Origin of the sequence: Citrobacter sp. RHB21-C05, assembly GCF_013889015.1 — a bacterium.
GTDB classification, from domain to species: domain Bacteria; phylum Pseudomonadota; class Gammaproteobacteria; order Enterobacterales; family Enterobacteriaceae; genus Citrobacter_A; species Citrobacter_A sedlakii.
Window position 1 is genome coordinate 4,485,584 of sequence record NZ_CP057611.1, and the last position, 24,671, is coordinate 4,510,254.

General features: G+C 52.5%; 20 protein-coding genes and 1 pseudogene. 8 read left to right on the forward strand and 13 right to left on the reverse strand.

Annotation, left to right across the window (positions count from 1 at the left end; genetic code table 11):
* Window positions 1–32: 32 nt before the first annotated feature.
* The 6 genes from HVX72_RS21300 to yihU all read right to left on the reverse strand — a co-directional run bounded on the left by HVX72_RS21300 (window position 33) and on the right by yihU (window position 6,733).
* The gene (locus HVX72_RS21300; RefSeq protein ID WP_042292447.1) at window positions 33–923 is read right to left on the reverse strand and encodes an aldose epimerase; all 891 of its coding nucleotides are present in this window, start codon (window positions 921–923) and stop codon (window positions 33–35) included.
* Window positions 913–2,280 carry an MFS transporter gene (locus HVX72_RS21305; RefSeq protein WP_181822239.1) on the reverse strand — a complete coding sequence of 456 codons (1,368 nt, stop codon included), beginning with the start codon at window positions 2,278–2,280 and terminating at the stop codon, window positions 913–915. The genes HVX72_RS21300 and HVX72_RS21305 overlap by 11 nt, the downstream gene beginning before the upstream one ends.
* Window positions 2,281–2,382: 102 nt before the next feature.
* Entirely contained in the window at window positions 2,383–3,816 is a 1,434-nt protein-coding gene (locus tag HVX72_RS21310; RefSeq protein WP_042292442.1) for an MFS transporter, read from the reverse strand.
* A 69-nt stretch (window positions 3,817–3,885) separates the two neighbouring features.
* Window positions 3,886–4,896, reverse strand: coding sequence for an alcohol dehydrogenase catalytic domain-containing protein (locus tag HVX72_RS21315; protein WP_181822240.1), 1,011 nt, complete (start codon window positions 4,894–4,896; stop codon window positions 3,886–3,888).
* 32 nt (window positions 4,897–4,928) lie between these two features.
* On the reverse strand, window positions 4,929–5,816 hold the full coding sequence (locus HVX72_RS21320) for an aldolase (RefSeq protein WP_042292440.1): 888 nt from the start codon (window positions 5,814–5,816) through the stop codon (window positions 4,929–4,931).
* 26 nt (window positions 5,817–5,842) lie between these two features.
* Complete coding sequence (yihU, locus tag HVX72_RS21325) at window positions 5,843–6,733, reverse strand: sulfolactaldehyde 3-reductase (protein ID WP_181822241.1); 891 nt, start codon at window positions 6,731–6,733, stop codon at window positions 5,843–5,845.
* Window positions 6,734–6,904: 171 nt separating this feature from the next.
* On the opposite strand from yihU, the gene HVX72_RS21330 reads away from it, so the two are divergent.
* Together HVX72_RS21330 and HVX72_RS21335 are read left to right on the forward strand one after the other, a co-directional pair.
* Window positions 6,905–7,801 carry a sugar kinase gene (locus HVX72_RS21330; protein WP_042292434.1) on the forward strand — a complete coding sequence of 299 codons (897 nt, stop codon included), beginning with the start codon at window positions 6,905–6,907 and terminating at the stop codon, window positions 7,799–7,801.
* 38 nt (window positions 7,802–7,839) lie between these two features.
* Window positions 7,840–8,628 carry a DeoR/GlpR family DNA-binding transcription regulator gene (locus HVX72_RS21335; protein WP_042292431.1) on the forward strand — a complete coding sequence of 263 codons (789 nt, stop codon included), beginning with the start codon at window positions 7,840–7,842 and terminating at the stop codon, window positions 8,626–8,628.
* Window positions 8,629–8,745: 117 nt separating this feature from the next.
* Here the strand turns inward: HVX72_RS21335 and typA are convergent, their stop codons facing one another.
* Entirely contained in the window at window positions 8,746–10,569 is a 1,824-nt protein-coding gene (gene typA, locus HVX72_RS21340) for a ribosome-dependent GTPase TypA (RefSeq protein ID WP_042292429.1), read from the reverse strand.
* A gap of 377 nt (window positions 10,570–10,946) precedes the next feature.
* On the opposite strand from typA, the gene glnA reads away from it, so the two are divergent.
* The 4 genes from glnA (at window position 10,947) to HVX72_RS21360 (ending at window position 15,262) form a co-directional block, all read left to right on the forward strand.
* Window positions 10,947–12,356 carry a glutamate--ammonia ligase gene (gene glnA / locus HVX72_RS21345; protein WP_042292427.1) on the forward strand — a complete coding sequence of 470 codons (1,410 nt, stop codon included), beginning with the start codon at window positions 10,947–10,949 and terminating at the stop codon, window positions 12,354–12,356.
* A 213-nt stretch (window positions 12,357–12,569) separates the two neighbouring features.
* The gene (gene glnL, locus HVX72_RS21350; RefSeq protein ID WP_042292424.1) at window positions 12,570–13,619 is read left to right on the forward strand and encodes a nitrogen regulation protein NR(II); all 1,050 of its coding nucleotides are present in this window, start codon (window positions 12,570–12,572) and stop codon (window positions 13,617–13,619) included.
* A 10-nt stretch (window positions 13,620–13,629) separates the two neighbouring features.
* Window positions 13,630–15,039 carry a nitrogen regulation protein NR(I) gene (gene glnG, locus HVX72_RS21355; RefSeq protein ID WP_042292676.1) on the forward strand — a complete coding sequence of 470 codons (1,410 nt, stop codon included), beginning with the start codon at window positions 13,630–13,632 and terminating at the stop codon, window positions 15,037–15,039.
* A 112-nt stretch (window positions 15,040–15,151) separates the two neighbouring features.
* Window positions 15,152–15,262, forward strand: a complete 111-nt coding sequence (locus HVX72_RS21360) for a YshB family small membrane protein (protein ID WP_090050632.1) — start codon at window positions 15,152–15,154, stop codon at window positions 15,260–15,262.
* Between the two features lie 52 nt (window positions 15,263–15,314).
* Here HVX72_RS21360 and hemN read toward each other — a convergent pair whose 3' ends face one another.
* The 3 genes and pseudogenes from hemN to HVX72_RS22355 form a co-directional block, all read right to left on the reverse strand.
* Complete coding sequence (gene hemN, locus HVX72_RS21365) at window positions 15,315–16,688, reverse strand: oxygen-independent coproporphyrinogen III oxidase (protein WP_181822242.1); 1,374 nt, start codon at window positions 16,686–16,688, stop codon at window positions 15,315–15,317.
* 187 nt (window positions 16,689–16,875) lie between these two features.
* Window positions 16,876–17,385 (reverse strand): Der GTPase-activating protein YihI, encoded by a 510-nt coding sequence (gene yihI / locus HVX72_RS21370; RefSeq protein ID WP_042292418.1) that lies wholly within the window; start codon window positions 17,383–17,385, stop codon window positions 16,876–16,878.
* 112 nt (window positions 17,386–17,497) lie between these two features.
* Window positions 17,498–17,750 (reverse strand): annotated as a pseudogene (locus tag HVX72_RS22355) (hypothetical protein).
* Between the two features lie 212 nt (window positions 17,751–17,962).
* Here HVX72_RS22355 and yihA point away from each other — a divergent pair.
* A complete protein-coding gene (gene yihA / locus HVX72_RS21375; RefSeq protein WP_042292415.1) occupies window positions 17,963–18,595 on the forward strand; it encodes a ribosome biogenesis GTP-binding protein YihA/YsxC in 633 nt (210 codons plus the stop codon).
* 333 nt (window positions 18,596–18,928) lie between these two features.
* On the opposite strand, the gene polA is transcribed toward yihA, so the two are convergent.
* Complete coding sequence (polA, locus tag HVX72_RS21380) at window positions 18,929–21,715, reverse strand: DNA polymerase I (RefSeq protein ID WP_060570967.1); 2,787 nt, start codon at window positions 21,713–21,715, stop codon at window positions 18,929–18,931.
* A gap of 363 nt (window positions 21,716–22,078) precedes the next feature.
* On the opposite strand from polA, the gene HVX72_RS21385 reads away from it, so the two are divergent.
* Window positions 22,079–23,014: an acyltransferase gene (locus tag HVX72_RS21385; protein WP_181822243.1), complete on the forward strand. Its 936-nt coding sequence runs from the start codon at window positions 22,079–22,081 to the stop codon at window positions 23,012–23,014.
* 12 nt (window positions 23,015–23,026) lie between these two features.
* Here HVX72_RS21385 and dsbA read toward each other — a convergent pair whose 3' ends face one another.
* Complete coding sequence (dsbA, locus tag HVX72_RS21390) at window positions 23,027–23,650, reverse strand: thiol:disulfide interchange protein DsbA (protein ID WP_042292408.1); 624 nt, start codon at window positions 23,648–23,650, stop codon at window positions 23,027–23,029.
* A 14-nt stretch (window positions 23,651–23,664) separates the two neighbouring features.
* Entirely contained in the window at window positions 23,665–24,651 is a 987-nt protein-coding gene (locus HVX72_RS21395) for a serine/threonine protein kinase (protein ID WP_181822244.1), read from the reverse strand.
* Window positions 24,652–24,671: the final 20 nt, after the last annotated feature.

A 24,671-nucleotide genomic window follows, 5' to 3' on the forward strand; every position in this document is an offset into this window, starting at 1 on the left:
AACGGCTAACAGGATTTATCCCCAGCGGAATGTCAGGCTTCGCCTTGAAACTGCCATCGGCTCTCAATCACCAAAGGTGAATCCACACAGACTAACTGCGGAGTACGGTTAATGCCATCAGGAGCCTGCGTAAGTGGATTGACACAGGTCGCATCTGGCTGTTTATCAAACACCACAAGACTCTGCGCAGCAGATGTCATCAAAATACTTAACTTTCCGGGCCATTTCAGTCTGACGTTTACCCCGGACGTAAAACCAAAACAGTCATCCCATGGCCCTTCACGTGGGGGGATTCTGTTGCCTGTTGGCAGTTCATCATCGCCAGGCTCTTCCTGCCAGTCTGGCTGGAAAAGAACCTGTAATTCTTCGTCTTCGCGATGAGACGTTAGCCGTTTAGCAAACCAGGGATGCCACCCGGCAGACGCCGGAAACGTTTCTGATGCTGTGCGAATTTCCAGACGCAAAATCAGGGCATCCTCTTCCAGAGCGAGCGTTTGCAAAACTTCGCCTTGCCATGGCCATGGTGAGCCAAGCAGCATAGCGAGTTTTAAGGTATCTGCGGTTTGCTCCATCACCTTCCAACAGGAATAACAAGCCATTCCATGCAGTGCATGGGGCGGTTTATTGGCAGGTAATGTATAACTCTGCTCACCCACATTTATCGTGGCGTTACCCAGCCGCCCTGCCCAAGGAACCATCGGGAAACAACCATACTGAAACGCTCTTCGTTGCGGTTCCCACTGGCGCAGCACTTCATATCCAAATGCCTGTAATGATGTCATTCTGGCACCATCATGTGGATAAACCTGTAGACGGATGTTTCCTTTGTTCAGCGTGATAACATCGCCTACCGGTCCTGGCCATAGAGCATCAAAAGCCTGTTGCAACGCTTGTTGATGCGCGTGATTGCATTTATTTTTCATGAACTTGTTCTCTGATATAGCGGTAAGAAGAAAATCGTTTCTTAGCGTCTTTTTTATTGGGTGAATGCGGCTTAATGAGCCAGACGCAAATAAAAGAGAGGGCAGAAATGGCAAAAAGGAACAGAGCAACATACCAGGGTTTGCCGTTCCCCATCGCCAAAAGAGTGGAGGCAATAAGCGGGCTCATTCCCCCCAGAATAGCTGAGAATTGATACGCAAATGAAAGCCCGGTGTAACGGACGCGGATACCAAACATGCGGGTAAATAATGTCGGCTGAACCGCAAACATCATCGTCGGGCCTAAGTTATAGCCCAGGATCATACAGCACCAGATAATAAGCGTACTCTTCGTGTCCAGCAGGAAGAAAAATGGAAACGCAAACAGAACGCAAAAACCCGCGCCAAACAGATACATTTTCCGCTGCCCAACGCGATCAGAGATCCAGCCAACCAGTGGGCAACACACGATGCCAATCGCCGAAGCAATAAGCATACCGGTTAAAGGGATATCACTTGATAAGGCCAACTGGCTGGAGATATAGACTATGCCAAAGGCATTGATGATATTGGACGAGACGCTCTCTGCCAGTCTGGCCCCCAGTGCCAGCATGATATTCCGCGGATGCTTGCGAAAGAGCTCAATGAGAGGCGGTGCCGATTTCTCAGACGAGGTCGCCGTATTATGCTTTTTAAAATCCAGTGTTTCTTCTGTATGTAGTCGTATAAACATGCCGACGATTAACATCACAGCGGATAACCAGAAAGGAATACGCCAGCCCCAGGAAAGAAATTGTTCCTGCGTCAGAAAATGATTACAGAGCGCAAATACGCCCGTTGCCAACATAATGCCCACCGATGCCGCTGTTTGCGGCAATGAGCCTAAAAACCCACGTTTATGTTGGGGAGCAGACTCAATGGTCATTAATGCCGCGCCACCATATTCTCCTCCCAAGCCAAATCCCTGAATCAGACGCAGAATCATCAACGTAACAGGAGCCCAAATGCCGATCTCCTGATACGTTGGGATAAAGCCGATCAAAAACGTCGAGCTATCGACAATGCCCAATGTCCAGATAAGCGTTATTTTTCGCCCAACTTTATCGCCGAAGTGGCCAAAAACAATGCCGCCTAAAGGACGCGTCAGAAAACCCACACCAAAGGTTGCGAAGGCCGCAATCAAACCAATAAAAGGATCGCTGTCAGGGAAAAACAACGGTGCAAAAACCAGTCCTGCTGCCGTACCGAAAATAAAAAAGTCGTACCATTCCATTAGCGCACCAGCAAAACTGCCAAGCACAACGCGCCTCATGGCTTTGCCAGATAACCCTTCTTTCGGTACCAGTAATTCTTTAGCCATAATTTTCCTCTCCGGGTCGGCGAGAAAGCTACGGAACAAACCACGTCAAAGGTGGAGAGCGTTATTTATAAGCGCGTCGACGCTGGCCGACGCGCCTGATAATTATTTCTCCAGTTCTGCCAGTACCTCGGCATCTTCGGCATCAACGTTAGTCCCAAGAGGTTCCCACTTAATCAGTACGCAGGTCAGGAATCCAAGGAATGGCACCATGGCCAGCCAGTAGAAAGCCTCTGTCTTCAAGGCTCCCCACAGCATAGGCCAGAAGATTAGCCCGGCAATCGCCCCTGTTCTCATGATGGCCCTTGCAAATCCTACCCCCGTCGGGCGGATAGTCGGTGGATACGAGAGCGTGGCGATCGTCATCCCTAACCCGCCTGGCCCTGCGGAATGGAAGAAAATAATCGCCCCCAGAAGGGCCAAAGAAAGCCAAGGATTTGTGGTTGCCAGAGTACCGAGTGCCAGCAAGGCAATGGTCACGAGTGCAAACCCGTACATTGATTGCAAGCGTGTTCCCAAACGCTGGAGGATCAGCGAACCAATCATCCCCCCGGTGATGCCACACAGAGCATTCACGACAGCGGAGCCCGTTAGAGCACCGGTTAACCCGCCGCTCAGAATACCGGCCAATGTCAGCGGTAAATAAACACCCACCGCGTTATACTGCCAGGCCTGCATTGTGGCAACGACGCAACCCAAGATGGTGCGCTTGCGATAGCGCGAGTTGAACAGAATGCCATATCCCCCACGCAGCTTATTTTCCGTCTTTTCTGAAGTCTGGTTCTGCATGAGTGAGGGTGCGGCGACGCGTGCCTGAACACCATAGCGTTTGGCCAGAATGTCGCAGGCCTCTTCATATCGTCCTACCCGCGCCGCCCACATCGCGGACTCGCCAATAAAGAAGTAGCGGAGGAACATGATAATGACGGCAAAAATAGCGCCAATGAAGATCCCATAACGCCAAAGCTGCTCTTCTGCAATGCCAGAGAGAAGCAGCGGCAACAGAACGAGATAGACCACCGTGGTGGAGACATACCAGGCCATTTGCCAGAGATTAACGGATGAGCCTGTTTTCTTCGACGTAGACCCGCGAAGTTCCGCAACTGCATTTGTCGCCAGAGGGAAATCTATTCCCAGGCCAAATCCCATAATTACGCGGCATACCAGCACCCACCAGATATTGGGGGCTATTGCTACCGCCGCTGCGCCTATCGTGCATAAACCCATTCCGATGATAAATGCGCGTTTTTGCCCAAAACGGTTTATTACCCGGTTGGCTAATAAACCGCCAATCAGCGCCGCAACTAAAACAGAGGCGTTAACGGTGGCGGCGAGGCCAGGGGAAATACCGAATTGCGCCGCGATGTATTTGTTACCAAATCCGACCATCGCAGCCTGATAAGCGTCAATGAGAATGCCACCCAGCGCGATAAAAATAACGCCAGCACTGGTATTGACTGCTGAATTTTTATTAACAATATCAATCACATCCTGAGGACGACTGATTGAATAAGGTGCAGGACTGGTGATGTCACTCATCGCAGTATCCTTTTTCATTGTTGTAGGGTGGCGCTGCTGTGATGCAGCGCCAGACAGAGGCTTAAGGTATTAATCTTCAGCAAATTGCAGCATGACTTTTATTGAGTCATTTTGCTGCGCACGTTCAAATGCTTTGGCAGCCTCGCCAACCGGGAACAGATCCGTCACCAGTTCACGGGTATCAAAGCGACCATCCGCAAGCCACTCAATCACGACATCAAAATCTTCCGGGATGTACATACCGGAATTGAGCAGATCGCGTTCGAAACGCTGCATCATCGGCAAAGGAATCTCACGAGGACCACTTGGTACGCCCATGCAGACGACCGTTCCACCCGCATAAACACGCGTACAGGCATCATTCAGGGTGGTCTGCGCGGCAACCACATCGATCGCCCCGGTGAAACGAACCTGTGGGTCAAGCTCACCTGGAGCCCAGACTTCTGCTGCCCCCAGTTTTTGTGCAAGCGCACGTTTAGCCGTATCCGGTTCAATGACGGTGATTTTCCCGGCCCCCATGATGCGCAGAGCCTGAACAATGGAAAGCCCGATTGTGCCTGCACCAATCACTAATACGCTCTCCAGCGAGGCTTCAGGCATACGATTGACGCAATGACGGGCACAGGCTGCGGGTTCAGCGAAGGCCAGAACTTTCAGGGGCAGAGAGGCAGGGGCGACATGGCAATTTCGGGCCGGAACAATATGCTGCGAGCGTGCAAAACCTGGTGCACGAAAACCCGCGACCTGCGGGGGTTCACAGAGATTGAAACGACCCGCTTTACAGGCACGGCATTCCATGCAAGCCATAATCGGATCGACTACGACATGATCGCCCGGTTTCACGTTCGTCACTTCACTTCCGACTTCCGTTACGCGTGCCGCAATTTCGTGCCCCGGCACAACAGGCGGTTTTGCGAACGGATGCCCCCCTTTCAGGACATGCAGGTCTGACCCACAAATACCATAGAACACCGGGGCAATGCGGACTTCATGGGGATTAAGCTGCTGGTGTGGCGCTTCGACATATTGGGTAGTGACTTTCCCAATATCAGAAAACAAAACCTGAGTAATTTTATCCATAATCATTCTCCAAATTCGTTATGAACTGGTGATTAGCGTTGAGTCATCCCTTCATCCACGATCTCCGCTAAACGTTGTAACCGTGGAACAGATACATCACGCAACATAGTTTGAGGATCCTGGGCGCCGATGACCGAAGCCCATACGGCACGCCCTGCAAGGAATCCGCTCGCGCCACCTTTAATTGCAATACGAACTGCGCGGCCAAATATATCCGCATCAACACCAGAGGAGAGAATGACCCATGGCATTTTCATTTGATCGTTCAGTTTTTGACACGCCGCCAGAAGCATCTGTTCGTCCCCTTTGCCGCCTAATGGCATCTCTGCTTTGTAGAGATCGGCGCCGGTGCCGCCTAACTCAGCCGCAGCAGCCACAATGGCGTTTTCCCTATCAAACTCCCAGCCACGACGCGGTGGACGCACGACGGGTTCAATAATGCTGACCAGACCAGCGCTGCGGCAGCGCTGTACGAATTCATTCACCATATCAAGACGCGCTTGCGCAGGTTCGTCTTCACGCCAAAGTACCAGCAGCTTCATTGCTTTTGCGCCCATTTTACGAGCCTGTTCGGGGTCAACAGCGGTATCAATTTCAACACTATCAACCGGTATACCATTGCCCGGTACGAAATGGTCAGCCGCTACGATCAGGCCACATGTATCCGCTACAGCCCCCTGCGCAACAATTTGATCGAGGCAGAATTGTTTATCAGCGAGAACAGCGGAAGCATAAGGAGACAGGATGCGCGTTGCCGCAACCTTAAAGTCCGTCAATACGCTATCGGCAACGGGTGTGGGATGTCCGGCTGCTGCAAACATCAGGCGCATCGCTTCACGCTGATCAACCGCCAGCATGGCGAATCCACCACCGGGGCGGGAAATATCTTTCAGCGTGTATGGGGTGTTATGGGAAGACATAGTAACTCCTGTGAATGTTTATAGCCTTAAAGTGAGTCCGGGCGGCCCGCCTGCTGACGAACCTGAGATAACAATGCGCTCCAGTCCTGACGACCCCTGCCGTTTTCGCTGGCACTGGCATAGTAGGTTTCTGCTGCTACGCCCATATTGAGCGGCGCACCTGTCTGATGAGCGACATCAACTGCGATACGCAGATCCTTCAACGCAAGATCCACCATAAATGCCGGACTAAGGTCTCCTTTCAGTACTTTCCCCGGCCATGTGGTAGTAAAATGTCCTTTGCCTGCGGCGGTACCACTCATCACCTTAATTGCCACATCGAGGCTTAGCCCCAGAGACTCACTAAGGACAGCGGCCTCTGCTGATAAGGCATTCAGTGCAATGCTCATGTAGTTATTGATAAGCTTCACGCGGATCCCCATGCCTGGGCCACCCGCCTCTACCAGTTCATTACCCATACACAGTAGAATGGGGCGCGCGCGTTCGACCTGCTCAGGTGTACCACCAGCCAGAATTAACAGTGTGCCGTCAATGGCGTTAACGGATGTCCTGCCAACAGGTGCATCCATCATGCTGATGCCCCTCTCTTTCATCTCGTGAATCAGCGCATCGGTCTGCAATGGGTGAATAGTGGACATATCAATGACCAGCGCATCATCAGACAGGGATTCGCATACTCCCTCTTCCCCAAACAGAACTTGCCGAACGACGTCGCCATTTGGCAGCATGGTGATCACAACAGCAGCATCTTTGGCGGCGTCAGCTGGCGTTTGCGCCGCAATGGCCCCTTTTTTCACCGCCTCCTCCACAGCCTGCGGATTCAGGTCAAACACACGTAAGGTATGTCCTTTCTGTAAGAGATTGCTGGCCATTGGGCTACCCATCTGCCCCAACCCTAAAAATGCGATAGTTGTCATGAACGCTCTCCAGTCTCTGGTTGGCAAAATAATTACACATAAAGTTCTTTTTCGTCTATTTTTGAGCATATTTGTAATTTATGATGAAAAACGAGACTAGCGTCACCAATTTGATCATTTATGTCATTAAAATAAACAAAAGACGACAGCCTTACACAGGACTAAACAGATATGACCAGAATCGCATGCGTTGGGATCACCGTTCAGGATCGGATTTACTCTCTTAATCACCTGCCTGAGGGTGGAGGGAAATATCAGTCAAATCACTATATGGAGACCGGAGGCGGCCCGGCAGCCACGGCGGCGGTAGCTATTGCCAGGCTCGGCGTTGAAGTGGATTTTATCGGGCGAGTGGGTGACGATAGTTGTGGGAGTACGTTACTTAATGAGCTTCAGGGTTGGGGAGTAAATACCACATATTGCCGTCAGTACCCGAATGCCCGTTCTTCGCAGTCAGCCATTCTGGTTGATCAAGATGGCGAGCGGATCATCGTGAACTATCCGAGCCCTGACCTGAAAACCGATGCGCAATGGCTGGAATCGATCGATTTCACACGTTACGACATTGTTCTGGCTGATGTTCGCTGGCATGAGGGAACGTTAAAAGCTTTTACTCTGGCTCGTGCAGCGGGCGTCATGACCGTCCTGGATGCGGATATGACGCCGCAAGACATCGCCCCACTGGTCGCTCTCGCCGATCATGCCGTATTTTCTGCGCCTGGACTGAAGCGAATGACCGGACGGGAAGATGCCGAACAAGGGCTGAAACACGCGGCGAAACATACCGACGGCAAAGTCTATGTCACACAGGGTAATGAAGGATCGTTATGGATTGAAAATGAGCGTTTGTGTCATCTTCCCGCCTTTTCTGTCAAGGTTGTCGACACGACTGGCGCTGGGGACGTGTTTCATGGCGCAATGGCAGTAGCATTGGCGGAAAAAATGCCGACTGAACAGGCTATTCGCTTCGCCAGTGCGGTCGCCGCAATGAAATGTACACAGGCGGGTGGACGGGCCGGAATTCCTAATCGTGAGCAAACCGAATCATTTTTGTCACTTTATGCGTAAAATAGCCTGCATCGACGAAGAGACGTACAGGAGTATTCATGAGCATCACTGAAGTCACCGGGAACCCACGACACGATCAGCTTATTCATTACATTGCAGAACGCGGCTATATGAATATCGAAGAGTTAGCACAGTTGCTGGATGTGTCCACGCAAACCGTGCGCCGGGATATTCGTAAGCTAAGTGAGCAAGGGCTCATCACTCGCCATCATGGTGGGGCAGGACGGGTTTCCAGCATCATGAATACGGCTTTTGAACAACGGGAACTCTCACTGACACAGGAAAAGCGAGCGATTGCAGAAGCCGTTGCAGACTATCTTCCGGAACGTTGCACCGTATTTATCACTATTGGTACGACGGTAGAAGCCGTTGCCCGCGCCTTGCTCCATCGCCGTGATCTTCGCATCATTACAAACAGCCTGCGGGTGGCGCAAATCCTGTATAAAAACCAGGATATTGAAGTGATGGTGCCCGGTGGGACATTACGCGCGCATAATGGCGGGATTGTGGGGCCGGGTGCTGAGAATTTTATTGCTGGATTCAGAGCCGACTACCTGATTACCAGTATCGGGGCTATCGAACAGGACGGAACACTGCTGGAATTTGATGTTAATGAAGCCCTTGTGGCGAAGACGATGATCAAGCATGCGCGAAATACCTTGCTGGTTGCCGATCATACTAAATTCACCGCATCTGCCGCAGTGTCTATCGGTAATGCACGCCACGTGCGGGCTTTTTTTACAGATGCCCCACCGCCAAATACTTTCAAGCATCTGCTCAATGAAGAGAACGTTGAGCTGGTCATTGCCGAACAGGATGATGCCTGATTTTACAGAGATAAAAAAAAGCCGCTGAATTTCAGCGGCTTTTTTTCATTTTTGCTTGCCGGACGATGCCCGGTTTACCCATTACACGCCCGATGCGCTAGCAGACATTTGGCGGGATTACTCTTCTTTCGGACCACGCATCGCGCGACGGCGATCGTTTTCCGTCAGATGACGCTTACGAATACGGATAGACTGTGGCGTCACTTCTACCAGTTCGTCATCATCGATGAATTCCAGCGCCTGCTCAAGCGTCATCTTAACCGGCGGAACCAGAACCGTTGCTTCGTCCGTACCGGACGCACGCATGTTGGTCAATTTCTTACCGGTCAGGCAGTTTACCGTCAGGTCGTTGGAACGGCTGTGAATACCGATGATTTGGCCTTCATAAACTTCCGCACCGTGTCCCAGGAACAGCTTACCGCGATCCTGCAGACCGAACAGCGCAAACGCCACCGCCTTACCCTGACCGTTGGAGATCAGTACGCCGTTGTTACGCTGGCCCACTTCACCCGGACGCACGTCGTCGTAGTGGCTGAAGGTGGAATACAGCAGACCGGTACCGGACGTCATGGTCATGAATTCGGAACGGAAGCCGATCAGGCCACGGCTTGGGATCACGTAGTCGAGACGCACGCGGCCTTTGCCATCCGGATTCATGTTTTTCAGGTCGCCTTTACGCTCGCCCAGCGCCTGCATCACGGAACCCTGGTGCTGTTCTTCAACGTCCAGCGTCACGTTCTCGAACGGCTCTTGTTTACGGCCATCGATTTCACGGAAGATAACTTTCGGACGGGAAACCGCCATTTCGAAACCTTCACGACGCATGTTTTCGATAAGAACGGACAGGTGCAGTTCACCGCGACCGGATACACGGAACGCGTCCGCATCTTCGGTTTCTTCAACGCGCAGCGCAACGTTGTGTACCAGTTCTTTGTTCAGGCGGTCAAGGATCTGACGAGAGGTAACGTATTTACCTTCTTTACCACAGAATGGCGAGGTGTTGACGTTGAAGAACATGGTGACAGTCGGTTCGTCAACAGACAGCGCAGGCAGCGCTTCCACATTCTGCGGATCGCAAATGGTGTCAGAGATGTTCAGCTCACCCAGACCGGTGATAGCAATGATGTCGCCTGCTTCCGCCAGATCGCTGTCGATACGCTCCAGACCCAGGTGAGTCAGCACTTTACCGACTTTACCGTTACGGGTTTTACCTTCGCTATCAATGATAGTGATCTGCTGGTTCGGCTTCACTTTGCCGCGTTTGATACGGCCAATGCCGATAACGCCAACGTAGTTGTTGTAGTCGAGCTGGGAGATCTGCATCTGGAACGGACCGTCAAGGTCAACGTCCGGCGCAGGTACGTGGTCAACGATCGCCTGGTACAGCGGAGTCATGTCTTCCGCCATATCTTCGTGATCCAGACCAGCGATACCGTTCAGGGCGGATGCGTAAATGATCGGGAAGTCCAGCTGTTCGTCGGTCGCGTCAAGGTTTACAAACAGGTCGAATACCTGATCGACAACCCAGTCCGGACGCGCGCCAGGACGGTCAACTTTGTTGATAACCACGATAGGCTTCAGGCCATGAGCAAAGGCTTTTTTGGTCACGAAGCGCGTCTGCGGCATCGGGCCGTCAAATGCGTCAACCACCAGCAGCACGGAGTCGACCATGGACATGACACGCTCAACTTCACCACCGAAGTCTGCGTGCCCAGGGGTATCAACGATGTTGATACGGTAATCATTCCATTTAATAGCGGTGTTTTTCGCGAGGATAGTAATCCCACGCTCTTTCTCCAAATCGTTGGAGTCCATCACACGCTCTTGAGTTTCGGCACGAGAGTCGAACGTACCGGATTGCTGCAGCAGCTTATCAACCAGGGTAGTTTTACCATGGTCAACGTGCGCGATGATGGCGATGTTACGCAAATTTTCGATCACAACTTTGCCTCAGGCATTAGAAATAGCGCGTTATTGTACACGGATTAATCGCACTACAAAACAGGATCACAAACATCCTCCGCAAACAAGTATTGCAGAGTTTCTTTGTGATCGCTTTCACGGAGCGTTAAAAGGGTTATTCATTGTGCATTGCACCAACATGGTGCTTAATGTTCACATTAAAGCACTATTTTGGTGCAACATACGCAGTATGGTGCAGCCCTTTTGCACGATGGTGCGCATGATAACGCCTTTTAGGGGCAATTTAAAAGTTGGCACAGATTTCGCTTTATCATTTTTACGGCGACACGGCCAAATGATGAAAGAATTGAACACCTCGTTTCCACGACGACCATGACCAATCTGGAGAGTTAAGTATGTCCGCTGAACACGTTTTGACGATGCTGAATGAGCACGAAGTGAAGTTTGTCGATCTGCGCTTCACTGATACCAAAGGTAAAGAACAGCACGTCACAATCCCTGCTCATCAGGTGAATGCCGAATTCTTTGAAGAAGGCAAAATGTTTGACGGCTCCTCGATTGGTGGCTGGAAAGGTATCAACGAATCTGACATGGTGCTGATGCCGGACGCCTCTACTGCGGTTATCGACCCGTTCTTCGCAGACTCTACCTTGATCATTCGTTGTGACATCCTGGAACCGGGTACGCTGCAGGGCTATGACCGCGATCCGCGTTCTATCGCCAAGCGCGCGGAAGACTACCTGCGTTCTACCGGCATCGCCGACACGGTGCTGTTCGGGCCAGAACCGGAATTCTTCCTGTTTGACGACATCCGTTTCGGCAGCTCTATCTCCGGTTCCCATGTCGCTATTGACGATATCGAAGGCGCCTGGAACTCTGCCACCCAGTATGAAGGCGGCAACAAAGGCCACCGTCCGGCAGTGAAAGGCGGTTACTTCCCGGTCCCGCCAGTAGACTCCGCTCAGGATATCCGTTCTGAAATGTGCCTGGTGATGGAGCAGATGGGTCTGGTCGTTGAAGCGCACCACCATGAAGTGGCAACCGCAGGTCAGAACGAAGTGGCAACCCGCTTCAATACCATGACCAAAAAAGCGGACGAAATTCAGATTTACAAATATGTGGTTCACAACGTTGCGCACCGCTTCGGTAAAACCGCGACCTTTATGCCAAAACCGATGTTCGGTGATAACGGTTCCGGGATGCACTGCCACATGTCGCTGTCGAAAAACGGCACCAACCTGTTCTCTGGCGACAAGTATGCCGGTCTGTCCGAGCAGGCGCTGTACTACATCGGCGGCGTGATCAAACACGCGAAAGCGATCAACGCGCTGGCGAACCCGACCACCAACTCCTACAAGCGTCTGGTTCCGGGCTACGAAGCGCCAGTCATGCTGGCCTATTCCGCGCGTAACCGTTCCGCATCTATCCGTATCCCGGTAGTGGCTTCTCCGAAAGCGCGTCGTATCGAAGTGCGCTTCCCGGACCCGGCGGCGAACCCGTACCTGTGCTTTGCCGCCCTGCTGATGGCGGGTCTTGACGGTATCAAGAACAAGATCCACCCAGGCGAAGCGATGGACAAAAACCTGTACGACCTGCCGCCGGAAGAAGCGAAAGAGATCCCGCAGGTTGCTGGTTCTCTGGAAGAAGCCCTCAACGAGCTGGATCTGGACCGCGAGTTCCTGAAAGCGGGTGGCGTCTTTACCGATGAAGCTATCGATGCCTACATCGCCCTGCGCCGCGAAGAAAACGACCGCGTACGCATGACGCCGCACCCGGTAGAGTTTGAGCTGTACTACAGCGTTTAATCGTTTTAAGTTGCCGTGGAAACTTTTGCCTGCTCCGGCAGGTTTAAGACTGATGTCGACCCTCATCGCCGCCATTTGGCGTGAAGGTTGTCAGCAATCTGTAGCCCATCATCTGATGGGCTTTTTTCTCCGCCAACAACCTGATCCTTCGCGCTTTTTCTGCGTAAAAGCTATAATGCACTAAAATGGTGCAGACTGTCAGGAGACTGCTGTATGGCAACAGGCACGCCGCCCGATGCTGGGCAGATCCTCAATTCGCTTATCAACAGCATCTTGCTGGTCGACGATGAGCTGGCGGTACACTACGCCAACCCGGCTGCTCAGCAGTTGCTCGCTCAAAGCTCACGCAAACTGTTTGGTACGCCGCTTCCTGAACTCCTGAGCTACTTCTCCTTAAATCTTGAACTCATGCGTGAGAGTTTAGAGGCGGGACAAGGTTTTACGGATAACGAAGTGACGCTGGTGATTGACGGGCGTTCGCATATTCTTTCCGTCACCGCGCAGCGTATGCCGGACGGCCAGATTTTACTGGAGATGGCGCCGATGGATAATCAGCGCCGTCTGAGCCAGGAGCAGCTTCAGCACGCTCAGCAGGTCGCCGCACGCGATCTGGTACGTGGGCTGGCCCATGAGATAAAAAACCCGCTCGGCGGCTTACGCGGCGCGGCGCAACTGTTGAGTAAAGCCCTGCCTGACCCGGCGCTGCTGGAATACACCAAAGTGATCATTGAGCAGGCCGACAGGCTGCGTAACCTGGTCGACCGGTTGTTAGGCCCGCAGATGCCAGGCACCCATGTCACAGAGAGTATTCATAAGGTGGCGGAGCGTGTGGTAGCGCTGGTGTCGATGGAGCTACCGGATAACGTCACGCTGATCCGCGATTACGACCCCAGCCTGCCGGAGTTGCCGCACGACCCGGAGCAGATAGAACAGGTGCTGTTGAATATTGTTCGCAACGCATTACAGGCGCTGGGACCGGAGGGCGGAGAGATCGTGCTGCGCACCCGTACCGCCTTCCAGCTTACGCTGCACGGCGAGCGCTACCGTCTGGCGGCGCGTATTGACGTGGAAGACAACGGGCCGGGGATCCCTTCCCATTTACAGGACACGTTGTTTTATCCGATGGTCAGCGGTCGCGAAGGCGGCACCGGGCTGGGCTTATCCATCGCCCGCAATTTGATCGATCAACATTCCGGCAAAATTGAATTTACCAGTTGGCCAGGGCACACCGAGTTTTCGGTTTATCTGCCTATCAGGAAATAAGGTGACGTTTATGCAACGAGGAATAGTCTGGGTAGTCGATGACGATAGTTCCATCCGTTGGGTGCTTGAACGTGCTCTCGCTGGGGCGGGTCTGAGTTGCACCACATTTGAAAACGGTAACGATGTACTGAACGCACTGGCGAGTAAAACGCCGGACGTATTGTTGTCCGACATTCGGATGCCTGGCATGGACGGGCTGGCGTTGTTAAAGCAGATCAAGCAGCGCCATCCAATGCTTCCGGTCATCATAATGACCGCGCATTCTGATCTGGATGCCGCCGTCAGCGCCTATCAGCAGGGCGCGTTTGATTACCTGCCAAAACCGTTTGATATCGACGAGGCCGTCGCGCTGGTTGAGCGCGCCATCAGCCATTATCAGGAACAGCAGCAGCCGCGCAATATTCAGATCAACGGCCCCACCACCGATATCATCGGCGAAGCGCCCGCCATGCAGGACGTGTTCCGCATTATCGGGCGGCTGTCCCGTTCTTCTATCAGCGTGCTGATTAATGGTGAGTCCGGGACCGGTAAAGAACTGGTCGCCCACGCGCTGCATCGCCATAGCCCACGGGCGAAAGCGCCGTTTATCGCGCTGAACATGGCGGCGATCCCAAAGGACCTGATTGAATCCGAGCTGTTTGGTCATGAAAAAGGGGCGTTTACCGGCGCGAACACCATTCGTCAGGGTCGCTTTGAGCAGGCCGATGGCGGTACGCTATTTCTTGATGAGATCGGCGATATGCCGCTGGATGTGCAGACACGCTTGCTGCGCGTGCTGGCTGACGGTCAGTTTTACCGCGTAGGCGGCTATGCGCCGGTGAAGGTGGATGTGCGAATTATCGCCGCCACGCACCAGAACCTCGAACAGCGGGTACAGGAAGGCAAATTTCGTGAAGACCTGTTCCACCGTTTGAACGTGATACGCGTTCATTTGCCGCCGCTGCGCGAACGGCGGGAGGACATTCCACGACTCGCCCGCCACTTCCTTCAGGTCGCGGCGCGTGAACTTGGCGTTGAAGCTAAACTGCTGCACCCGGAAACCGAAGCCGCGCTGACGCGTCTGGCGTGGCCGGGCAACGTTCGACAACTGGAAAATACCTGCCGTTGGTTAACGGTGATGGCGGCCGGTCAGGAGGTGTTGATCCAGGACCTGCCAGGCGAGCTGTTTGAAGCGACAGTGCCAGACAGCCCTTCCCACTTGCAGCCAGACAGTTGGGCGACCCTGCTGGCGCAGTGGGCGGATCGGGCGCTGCGTTCCGGTCATCAAAACCTGCTATCTGAAGCGCAGCCGGAAATGGAGCGCACCCTGCTGACAACTGCGTTGCGCCACACCCAGGGGCATAAGCAGGAAGCCGCGCGACTGCTCGGCTGGGGTCGAAATACCCTGACGCGGAAGTTAAAAGAGCTGGGAATGGAGTAAGCGTCGGCGCGCGCGTGTAAAGATTAATAATTGAGCGCAAATTGCCGTTATTTTGCGCTTTACTGTTCCGATGAGTTGAGTATGATCGTGCCCGGCAAACGGGGGACACATTATGCTGGAATCGATTATAAATCTGCTATCAAGCGGAGCGGTCGACAGCCATACGCCACAAACTGCGGTCGCCGCAGTACTGTGCGCGGCGCTGGTTGGGCTGTTCAGCTAACGGAGTGCCGGATAACGCTTACGCTTATCCGGCTAACTCTTTACTGTTCGGCTTAAATCACCCGCGAGAATTGCTGCATCCGCGCTTTCTGACGTAGATAAGCATCGAAGCACATGCAAATGTTGCGAATCAGCAAACGGCCTTTCGCCGTCACCTTAATCCCTTTCGCATTCACATCCACCAACCCATCTTTCGCCAACGGCGCCAGCAGTTTCAGATCTTCCGCGAAGTAGTCGGCGACATTGAGATCCCATTGCTGTTCAACGGCAGAATAGTCGAGACGGAAATTGCAAATCAGCGACTTGATGACGTCACGACGAATACAGTCGTCACGCGTCAGGGCTATGCCGCGCCACAGCGCATTTCCCTGTTCATCCACTTGCTGATAATAGTGCTTAAGCTCTTTCTGGTTCTGCGCATAGCAGTCGCCAATCATACTGATGGCGGAAACGCCCATCCCCAACAGGTCAGTATCGCCCTGGGTGGTGTAGCCCTGGAAATTACGATGCAAAACACCTTCACGCTGGGCAATCGCCAGCTCATCGTCCGGACGGGCAAAGTGATCCATGCCAATGAACTGATAGCCGCTCTCTGTCAGCGAGGCGATGGTCTGCTGGAGAATATCCAGCTTCTGCTGAGCACTCGGCAGATCCGCGTCTTTAATCTTACGCTGGGCGGCAAACAGCGTCGGCAGATGCGCGTAGTTAAAGACGCTCAGCCGATCCGGATTCAGTTCCGCCACCCGCTTCAGAGTAAAAGCGAAGCTTTCCGGCGTTTGTTTCGGCAAACCATAAATCAGGTCAATATTGGTGGAGGTAAAACCGATTTCACGGGCATGGTGAAGCAGCGCAAAGATAAACTCTTCGTCCTGTTCGCGGTTGACCAGACGCTGCACCTCTTTATTGAAGTCCTGCACCCCCATGCTCAGACGGTTAAAGCCTTCCGCACGTAAATGATCGAGCACATCCAGTTCAATTTCGCGCGGATCAACTTCGATCGAGATTTCCGCATCGGCGTTGAAATGGAAATTATCGCGCAGCAGGATCATTAAGCGGCTGATTTGCGCTTTATTCAGATAGGTTGGCGTACCGCCGCCCCAGTGCAGCTGGCTAACCTGCCGACCAGCAAACAAGGGCGCGCGGTGCAGAATTTCCTGTTCCAGGGCATCCAGATACTGATCGGCTTTGTGCTGCTGGCGGGTGACAATCTTATTGCAACCGCAGAAGTAACAGAGTTTGTGGCAAAACGGAATGTGGACGTACAGCGAGAGCGGACGCTCAGGATAACGCGCAACGGCCTGCAAGAATGCCTGCTCATCAAACGCTTCAGAAAACTCGAGCGCGGTCGGGTACGAGGTATATCGTGGCCCGGAATAGTTATATTTCTGGATCAGGGCCAGATCCCAGTCTATTTGTTGTTCAGACATGCTCACTCCTTCCGATGGCGTCTCTGGCGGGTACGGCGTACCGGCCTCACTCCACTGCGAGTGATAAGCCGGTTGCGCAGCCACTTTTGTCGCCGCGACAACCGTTGTAGTTTAACGAATAACCACACCAGATAACATATAACCGGAAGGGTTATAAGCAGGACGGGAAGGCCCACGGTGTAAACCGTCAGTTACCCCCGCGAAGCAGGCGCATCATATCTTCCTGCTGCTCGTCTTCTTCCTCTTCTTCGTCATCATCGTAGGAGAGGCCCAGCTTCTGCATCAGTTCGTCGATGCGATCCAGTTTGGCATCCACCCAGCTCTGATCTTCGGCGCTCAGGGTTTCGCCAGCTTCCAGACGTTCTAACAGCGCATCCAGGCGCTCATCCGTTTCCAGTAAATCCAACTCAGCCTGCGGTGAAAGCATAGGTTTCTCGCTCTTCGGTTTGTGCTGTTTGGTGACTTTTTCCGTCACGCCCAATGGAATGGGGGTTTTACTGCCAATACGTGGATCTTTTGCTTTTTTCTGGTTTTTTGCGCCCGTCGCCGCGTCGCCACCCGTCGCACGACTACCCGCCGCGTGACCACGGTGTTTTTTCTGGCGCTTGCGGTCGCGAGCTTCCTGATTCAGCTCTTCGCGGGTTTTACGGCGCGCCTTTGCAGGCCCTTTGCCGCGTGGTGTAGATGTGGATTTCATAGTGATTCGTCTTTGGCTGTTTTATTCAGTATACATTTGCGCCGGAATCTAGCAGAAATAAAGAAAAAAGGCGACAGATTGCTCTGTCGCCTTTTAACCTGACTCACAACCCTTAACGGGTTCTACATTCCGTGTCGGCTCTCAACGCACCCTGTTTTTCCTTCAGCCTGGAACGTTCCGTGTCTTTTCCATTTCCGTAATCTCAACGTCTCCGGACGTCTGTCTTCCTGACAATCCTGTGTCTTCGCCTCCTGGCGCTCCTGACCCTCATCCTGAGTCGTTTATCCTTCCAGCGTCCTCGCTATAAGTAATACTCTACTCTTTTGACGAAAACAGACAAGCCATCGGGCGTGTAATACAGACATTTTCAGATTATTACACAACGTTAATAGATTGATTTAGTTAATTTAATTGATTTTCAGCCCTGCAATTATGCCTAAATTTCGTATAAGAATTGTCGGCAATGTCTCACAAAGCACAGGGTTTTTGCTTACAGACGTCGCGCGCCGAAAAATCCGTCTTTTGCTGCCGTTCAGGTATAATCGCCGCAAAGCTTTGACTGACGGAGACGACCGCTTTGATTAACTTGAATTATCAACAGACGCATTTTGTGATGAGTGCGCCTGATATTCGCCATTTACCTTCCGACACCGGAATTGAAGTGGCTTTTGCTGGCCGTTCTAACGCAGGCAAATCCAGTGCGCTGAATACGCTGACCAATCAGAAAAGCCTGGCGCGGACCTCAAAAACGCCTGGCCGTACCCAGCTTATTAACCTGTTTGAAGTGGTCGACGGCAAACGCCTCGTTGACCTGCCTGGCTATGGCTACGCCGAAGTACCAGAGGAAATGAAGCGTAAATGGCAGCGCGCGCTGGGTGAGTATCTTGAAAAACGTCAGAGCCTGCAGGGTCTGGTTGTGCTAATGGACATTCGCCATCCGCTGAAAGATCTCGATCAGCAAATGATTCAATGGGCGGTTGAAAGCAATATCCAGGTACTGGTTCTGCTGACCAAAGCGGACAAACTGGCAAGCGGCGCGCGTAAGGCGCAGTTAAATAAAGTACGCGAAGCAGTGCTGGCTTTTAATGGCGATGTACAGGTTGAAGCGTTTTCGTCGCTGAAGAAACAGGGCGTGGATAAGTTGCGGCAGAAACTGGACAGTTGGTTTAGCGATTTGGCGCCGGTAGAAGACGTACAGGACGAAGCGTAAGTTTCGTCATGCCGGATAGCGGCGTGAATGCCTTATCCGGCCTACGGACTCATCTTAACAGCAGAAAGAACGCAATAAAAAACGCCCCAGTCATAAACTGACTGGGGCGGCTAAAATATTCAGCCAAATCCGATTACGTGAAGTAAAAGGTCTGAAAGATAGAACATCTTACCTCTGTACCCTACGCGAATAACTTTACTCTTTTTTAAGCAGCTCAGAAAGCACTTTTTGTAATTTTTTTTCATTCTTTACATAAGGAATTCCAATACTCATCACAAAATGCTTCCGCTTATGTTGCTTACTTACGAAAAAGGTGAGTTATTCCGCGTCCTCTTAGTGCGCCTGATCCCAGTTTTCACCGCTACCGACTTCCACCAGCAACGGTACGTCAATGCGCGTACAGTTTTCCATCAATTGGTGGATCTGCTTCGACACGGCATCCAGGTCGTCTTTATGCACTTCGAACACCAGTTCATCGTGCACCTGCATGATCATGCGAACGCGCGGCTGCTCGCTTTCCAGCCAGGCATCAACGGCAATCATCGCACGTTTGATGATATCGGCGGCGGTGCCCTGCATCGGGGCGTTGATCGCTGCACGCTCAGCACCTGCGCGGCGCGCGCCGTTGCTGGACTTAATATCCGGCAGATAGAGACGGCGGCCCTCCAGCGTTTCAACGTAGCCCTGCTCTTTCGCCTGGGCACGCGTACGCTCCATATACTCCAGAACGCCAGGATAACGCTCGAAGTAGAGATCCATATACTTCTGCGCTTCCTTGCGCGGAATGTTGAGCTGGCGCGCCAGACCAAAGGCGCTCATGCCGTAGATCAGGCCAAAGTTGATCGCTTTCGCGCTGCGACGCTGTTCATTCGTCACGGTGTCCAACGGCAGGCCAAACACTTCCGCCGCGGTGGCGCGGTGGATATCTTTGCCTTCTGCAAACGCGGTCAGCAGCCCTTTGTCACGCGACAGATGCGCCATAATGCGCAGTTCAATCTGCGAATAGTCGGCAGACACAATAACGTAGTCCTTCGGCGGGATGAACGCCTGACGGATACGACGTCCTTCTTCGTTACGTACCGGAATATTTTGCAGGTTCGGGTCGGTGGACGATAAACGCCCGGTTGCGGTGACGGCCTGATGATACGACGTATGTACGCGCCCGGTTTTCGGGTTAATCATTAACGGCAGTTTGTCAGTGTAGGTCGATTTCAGCTTCGCCAGGCCACGATACTCCAGTATCACCTTCGGCAGTGGGTAATCCAGCGCCAGCTCTTCCAGCACCTCTTCCGACGTTGACGGCGCGCCTCCTGGGGTTTTCTTCAACGGCTTGATCCCCTGTTTTTCAAACAGGATGGTTTGCAGTTGTTTGGTTGAAGAAAGATTAAACGCTTCTCCTGCGATGTCGTGCGCTTTCTGCTCCAGCTCCGCCAGACGCAGCGTAATCTCTTCTGAATGCTTGTGCAGAACCGCCGGGTCGATCATCACACCGTTGCGCTCAACGCGGGAAAGCACCGGCACCAGCGGCATTTCGATGTTTTCAAAAACGTTCAGCGGTCCTTTATGCTGCTGAAGTTCTGGCCACATTTTCAGATGCAGTTGTAACGTGACGTCCGCATCTTCTGCCGCGTAGCGCCCCGCCTCTTCCAGGGCAATCTGGTTAAAGGTCAGCTGATTTTTGCCTTTGCCAGCAATCTCTTCGAAGGTGATGGTTTTGTGTTTCAGCCAGCGATCGGAGAGACTGTCCATATCGTGACGTCCGGCCACGCTGTTCAGGATGTAGGACTCCAGCATAGTATCAAAGGCAATGCCGCGCAGTTCGATGCCATAGTTCGCCAGAATGCCGCGATCGTATTTCAGGTTTTGCCCAACCTTGCGGACATTTTCATCTTCCAGCAGCGGCTTGAGCAGTTCCAGCGCGCGGTCACGGGCGATCTGATCCGGCGCATCCAGATAATCATGCGCAACCGGAACATACGCCGCCACGCCGGGTTCAATAGCAAACGACAGTCCCACCAGATTGGCGGTGAGGTTATCAAGGCTGTCCGTTTCAGTATCAAAAGCGAACACTGGCGCTTTTTTCAACTTCGCGATCCACGTTTTCAGCGTCGCTTCATCAAGGATGGTGACGTAGTTGTCATAAGAGAGCGCGGCGGCAGGCACGTCAGCGGCTTCATCAATCACAATCGTCTCTTGCGGTTTAGCCGCAGGCTTCGCGCCCTTCGCTTGCAGCCATTTTCCAGCCTCGACATCGGCGGTCCAGCGTTTGAACTCGTATTTGCGGAACAGGCCCAGCAGCTCATCGGCAATCGGCTGCTGTACAGCCAGTTGTTCACAGGTCAGTTCCAGTTCGACGTCGGTTTTAATGGTTGCCAGCTGGTAAGAGAGATAAGCAACTTCTTTATTTTGCTCAAGTTTACCCGCCATCGTTTTCGCCCCGCGAAAGGTCAGTCCGGCGATTTTCTCCGGCTCGGCATAGAGAGTATCAAGTCCTCCCAGCCCCTGGAGCAGCGCCTGGGCGGTCTTCTCGCCGACCCCCGGTACGCCCGGTATGTTGTCCGAGGAATCGCCCATCAGCGCCAGAAAGTCGATGATAAGCTCTGGCGGTACGCCATATTTATTGACCACTTCCTCCGGGCCCAGAATCGTGTTGGTCATGGTGTTGATCAGCGTAATATTGGGCGTAACCAGCTGCGCCATATCTTTATCACCGGTACTGATCAGCACCGGACGGCCCACCTTCTCGGCCTCGCGCGCGAGGGTGCCGATCACATCGTCCGCTTCCACGCCCGATACAGCCAGTAATGGCAGGCCCATCGCTTTCACCATCGCGTGCAGCGGCTCGATTTGCGCACGCAAGTCATCCGGCATCGGTGGGCGATGCGATTTGTAATGCTCGAATAACTCGTCACGGAAGGTTTTGCCTTTAGCATCAAACACCACTGCGGCATGCGTTGGCTGATACTGCATGATCAGGCTGCGCAGCATGTTGAGGACGCCATACATCGCGCCTGTCGGCTCCCCCGCGCTGTTGGTCAGCGGCGGGAACGCATGGTATGCGCGATAAAGATAAGAGGAGCCATCTACAAGGATAAGTGGGTTTTCTGGGATCTGAACCATAATGTCCGTGCCTGTTTATCAGATTATGGGTAAAGGATGCCACAGACGGGATGAAAACATCAGTTTTTCGCCGCATTTGTAGGAATTCTTTTGTCGATCTTCGGGATCGCTCGCAACATTATCTGTGGATAACTTTGTGCATAATTAGTTTTCTTCGATTTAATTTCAAATGCATATTTTTGCGATAACTCATTTTACATATTATTTTCAATAAGTTATAAAATTAACCAGGAATTTTCCTCACCTTTTCAGTGAAATATGAAATGTGGATAGATAAGCCGTCTTTTTTGAATCAGCGAAGAACCGTCATTTGGATCGTTTTCTGATAAAATCAGCCACCTTGCGCATTTAAGCGCACTGTTTATGGCTAATCCTTTGAATACATTATTGATGACGAGATTGCTCGCTTCGCTGACGTTATTGCTGAGCATCGTACTGACCATTTTAGTCACTATTATCTGCTCTGTGCCGATCATCCTTGCCGGGATCGTAAAGCTTCTGCTCCCCGTCCCCAGCGTTTGGCGCAGGGTCTCCCTGTTTTGTAATTTTATGATGTACTGCTGGTGCGAAGGGCTGGCGCTGCTGCTACATCTAAATCCCTGGCTGAAATGGGATGTGGAAGGTCTGGAAGGGCTGAGCAAGAAAAACTGGTATCTGCTGGTTTGTAATCACCATAGCTGGGCAGATATCGTGGTACTTTGCGTACTCTTTCGTAAACACATTCCCATGAATAAGTACTTTCTCAAGCAGCAGTTAGCATGGGTACCTTTTATTGGCCTCGCCTGCTGGGCGCTGGATATGCCGTTTATGAAGCGCTATTCGCGCGCTTATTTGCTGCGCCACCCGGAGCGGCGCGGTAAAGACGTGGAAACGACCCGCCGCTCGTGCGAGAAATTTCGTGCGCATCCGACAACCATCGTAAATTTTGTCGAAGGTTCCCGCTTTACTGAAGAAAAGCGCCAGCAAACCCGTTCACCGTATAAGAATCTGCTGGCGCCTAAAGCCGCGGGGATCGCAATGGCGCTAAACGTGCTGGGCGCCCAGTTCGACAAATTGCTTAATATCACATTGTGCTACCCGGAGAATGACCAGACGCCCTTCTACGACATGTTGAGAGGTAAGCTGACGCGCATTGTGGTTCGCGTGGATATGCAGCCCGTTACCCGGCAACTGCACGGGGACTACGTTAACGATAAAGACTTTAAGCGCCATTTCCAGCGCTGGCTGAATACGCTGTGGAGTGAAAAAGACGCCCAAATAGAGGCAATAAAAGCTGAAAATAATAAAGCCGGTCAGTGACCGGCTTTATTATTATTTTTTGCTGACCAGATATTTCACGGTATCTGCGTACTGCTGTACAAAGATATCCATGCTGCTGGTGTCCATCCCCTGCGGATTCACCTGATATTTGCCGTTAACAAACATCGCCGGAACGCCACTCAGTTCCAGGTCGGCCGCCGCTTTTTCCTGCTGTGCGACCAGTGATTTCACCACAAAGCTGTTCCACGCCGCGTCGTAGTCTTCACCCTTAACGCCAGCATCAACGAACACTTTACGAATATCCGCTACGCTTTGTACTGTCTGGTTTTTCTGTACCGCTTCGAACATCGGCACGGTTACTTTATCTTCCACACCCAGCGCCATCGCTACGGCCCACGCCTGGGTCAGATCTTTACCCAACGGGCCGAGGAATTCGACGTGGTATTTGGTCATTTTGACGCCTTCCGGCAGTTTTTTCTTCACGTTATCAGAAACATGAAGCACTTCTTCGAACTGGTAGCAGTGTGGGCAATAAAAAGAGAAGAATTCCAGCACCTGCGGTTCACCGGCAACGGGCTTTTCCAGTGTGGAGTACTGCTTGCCATCCTGGAATTGCGCTGCCGATGCGCTAAAAGCTAAAACCATACCAGCCAGCGCCAGCCAAATCTTTTTCATGATTGCGTCTCCGATTAATACATAGGTGTTAATTGTAATGGGGGTTCGTGCAGGATTTTAGTCTGCTCGATGAACGTCGCGGTCTGACGCTGCCAGTAATCTTCCCCAGTTAACCACGGGAAATTCTTAGGAAAGGCAGGATCGTCCCAACGACGCATCAGCCAGGCCAGATAATAAACTAAACGCATCGCGCGTAAAGGCTCTATTAGCCCGATTTCAGCCGGATTAAATTCACTAAATTCTTCATACGCTTCGATAATCGCTTCCAGCTGCATGCGCTGTTCCGCTTTGTCTCCATTCAGAAGCATCCAGAGATCCTGTATAGCCGGACCATTACGGGAATCATCTAAATCCACAAACAGGGGTCCATCGCGCCAGAGAATGTTCCCGGCATGACAGTCGCCGTGTAGTCGCAGCATGTCAAACGATGTATGCCAGCGATCCGTCACCGCTGCGATCAGCGCATCGGTCGCTTTCAGGAAGGCCGCTTTCTGTCCGGAGGGAATAAGTACGGCATGCTCAAACAGTTTGCGCGGTTCAGTGAGGTATTCTTCCAGACCGATGGTGGGGCGGAACGTAAAAGGCTGACGTCGTCCGGTACGGTGCATACGCCCAAGATAGCGGCCAACTGACTCCATCTGCTCGATATTATCCGCTTCAAACTGTCGGCCGCCTACGCTCGGGAAGATGGCGAAGTGGAATCCCTGATGATGCAACAGCGTCTGGCCATCAAAGGCCAGCGGTGCGGCCACCGGGACATCATCATTCACCAGTTCCTGCGCAAAATGATGCTCTTCCAGGATCTGTTCAACGGACCAGCGCTCAGGGCGATAGAATTTCACAACAAAACGCTGGCGATCTTCATCCTGAAACTGATAGACGCGGTTTTCGTAGCTGTTCAGCGGGGTCAGTCCGGAATCCACCCGGATCCCCTGTTCAAACAGCGCATCCATGATGGTATCCGGGTGTAATGTCTGGAAAGTAAAAGCGTTATCGTTCATCCCATCATCCGGAAAATGCT

Coding starts and splice junctions, on each gene's coding strand:
- HVX72_RS21300 (WP_042292447.1), bottom strand. CDS start 923: ATGAAAAATAAATGCAATCACGCGCATCAACAAGCGTTGCAACAGGCT.
- HVX72_RS21305 (WP_181822239.1), bottom strand. CDS start 2,280: ATGGCTAAAGAATTACTGGTACCGAAAGAAGGGTTATCTGGCAAAGCC.
- HVX72_RS21310 (WP_042292442.1), bottom strand. CDS start 3,816: ATGAGTGACATCACCAGTCCTGCACCTTATTCAATCAGTCGTCCTCAG.
- HVX72_RS21315 (WP_181822240.1), bottom strand. CDS start 4,896: ATGGATAAAATTACTCAGGTTTTGTTTTCTGATATTGGGAAAGTCACT.
- HVX72_RS21320 (WP_042292440.1), bottom strand. CDS start 5,816: ATGTCTTCCCATAACACCCCATACACGCTGAAAGATATTTCCCGCCCC.
- yihU (WP_181822241.1), bottom strand. CDS start 6,733: ATGACAACTATCGCATTTTTAGGGTTGGGGCAGATGGGTAGCCCAATG.
- HVX72_RS21330 (WP_042292434.1), top strand. CDS start 6,905: ATGACCAGAATCGCATGCGTTGGGATCACCGTTCAGGATCGGATTTAC.
- HVX72_RS21335 (WP_042292431.1), top strand. CDS start 7,840: ATGAGCATCACTGAAGTCACCGGGAACCCACGACACGATCAGCTTATT.
- glnA (WP_042292427.1), top strand. CDS start 10,947: ATGTCCGCTGAACACGTTTTGACGATGCTGAATGAGCACGAAGTGAAG.
- glnL (WP_042292424.1), top strand. CDS start 12,570: ATGGCAACAGGCACGCCGCCCGATGCTGGGCAGATCCTCAATTCGCTT.
- glnG (WP_042292676.1), top strand. CDS start 13,630: ATGCAACGAGGAATAGTCTGGGTAGTCGATGACGATAGTTCCATCCGT.
- HVX72_RS21360 (WP_090050632.1), top strand. CDS start 15,152: ATGCTGGAATCGATTATAAATCTGCTATCAAGCGGAGCGGTCGACAGC.
- hemN (WP_181822242.1), bottom strand. CDS start 16,688: ATGTCTGAACAACAAATAGACTGGGATCTGGCCCTGATCCAGAAATAT.
- yihI (WP_042292418.1), bottom strand. CDS start 17,385: ATGAAATCCACATCTACACCACGCGGCAAAGGGCCTGCAAAGGCGCGC.
- polA (WP_060570967.1), bottom strand. CDS start 21,715: ATGGTTCAGATCCCAGAAAACCCACTTATCCTTGTAGATGGCTCCTCT.
- HVX72_RS21385 (WP_181822243.1), top strand. CDS start 22,079: ATGGCTAATCCTTTGAATACATTATTGATGACGAGATTGCTCGCTTCG.
- dsbA (WP_042292408.1), bottom strand. CDS start 23,650: ATGAAAAAGATTTGGCTGGCGCTGGCTGGTATGGTTTTAGCTTTTAGC.
- HVX72_RS21395 (WP_181822244.1), bottom strand. CDS start 24,651: ATGAACGATAACGCTTTTACTTTCCAGACATTACACCCGGATACCATC.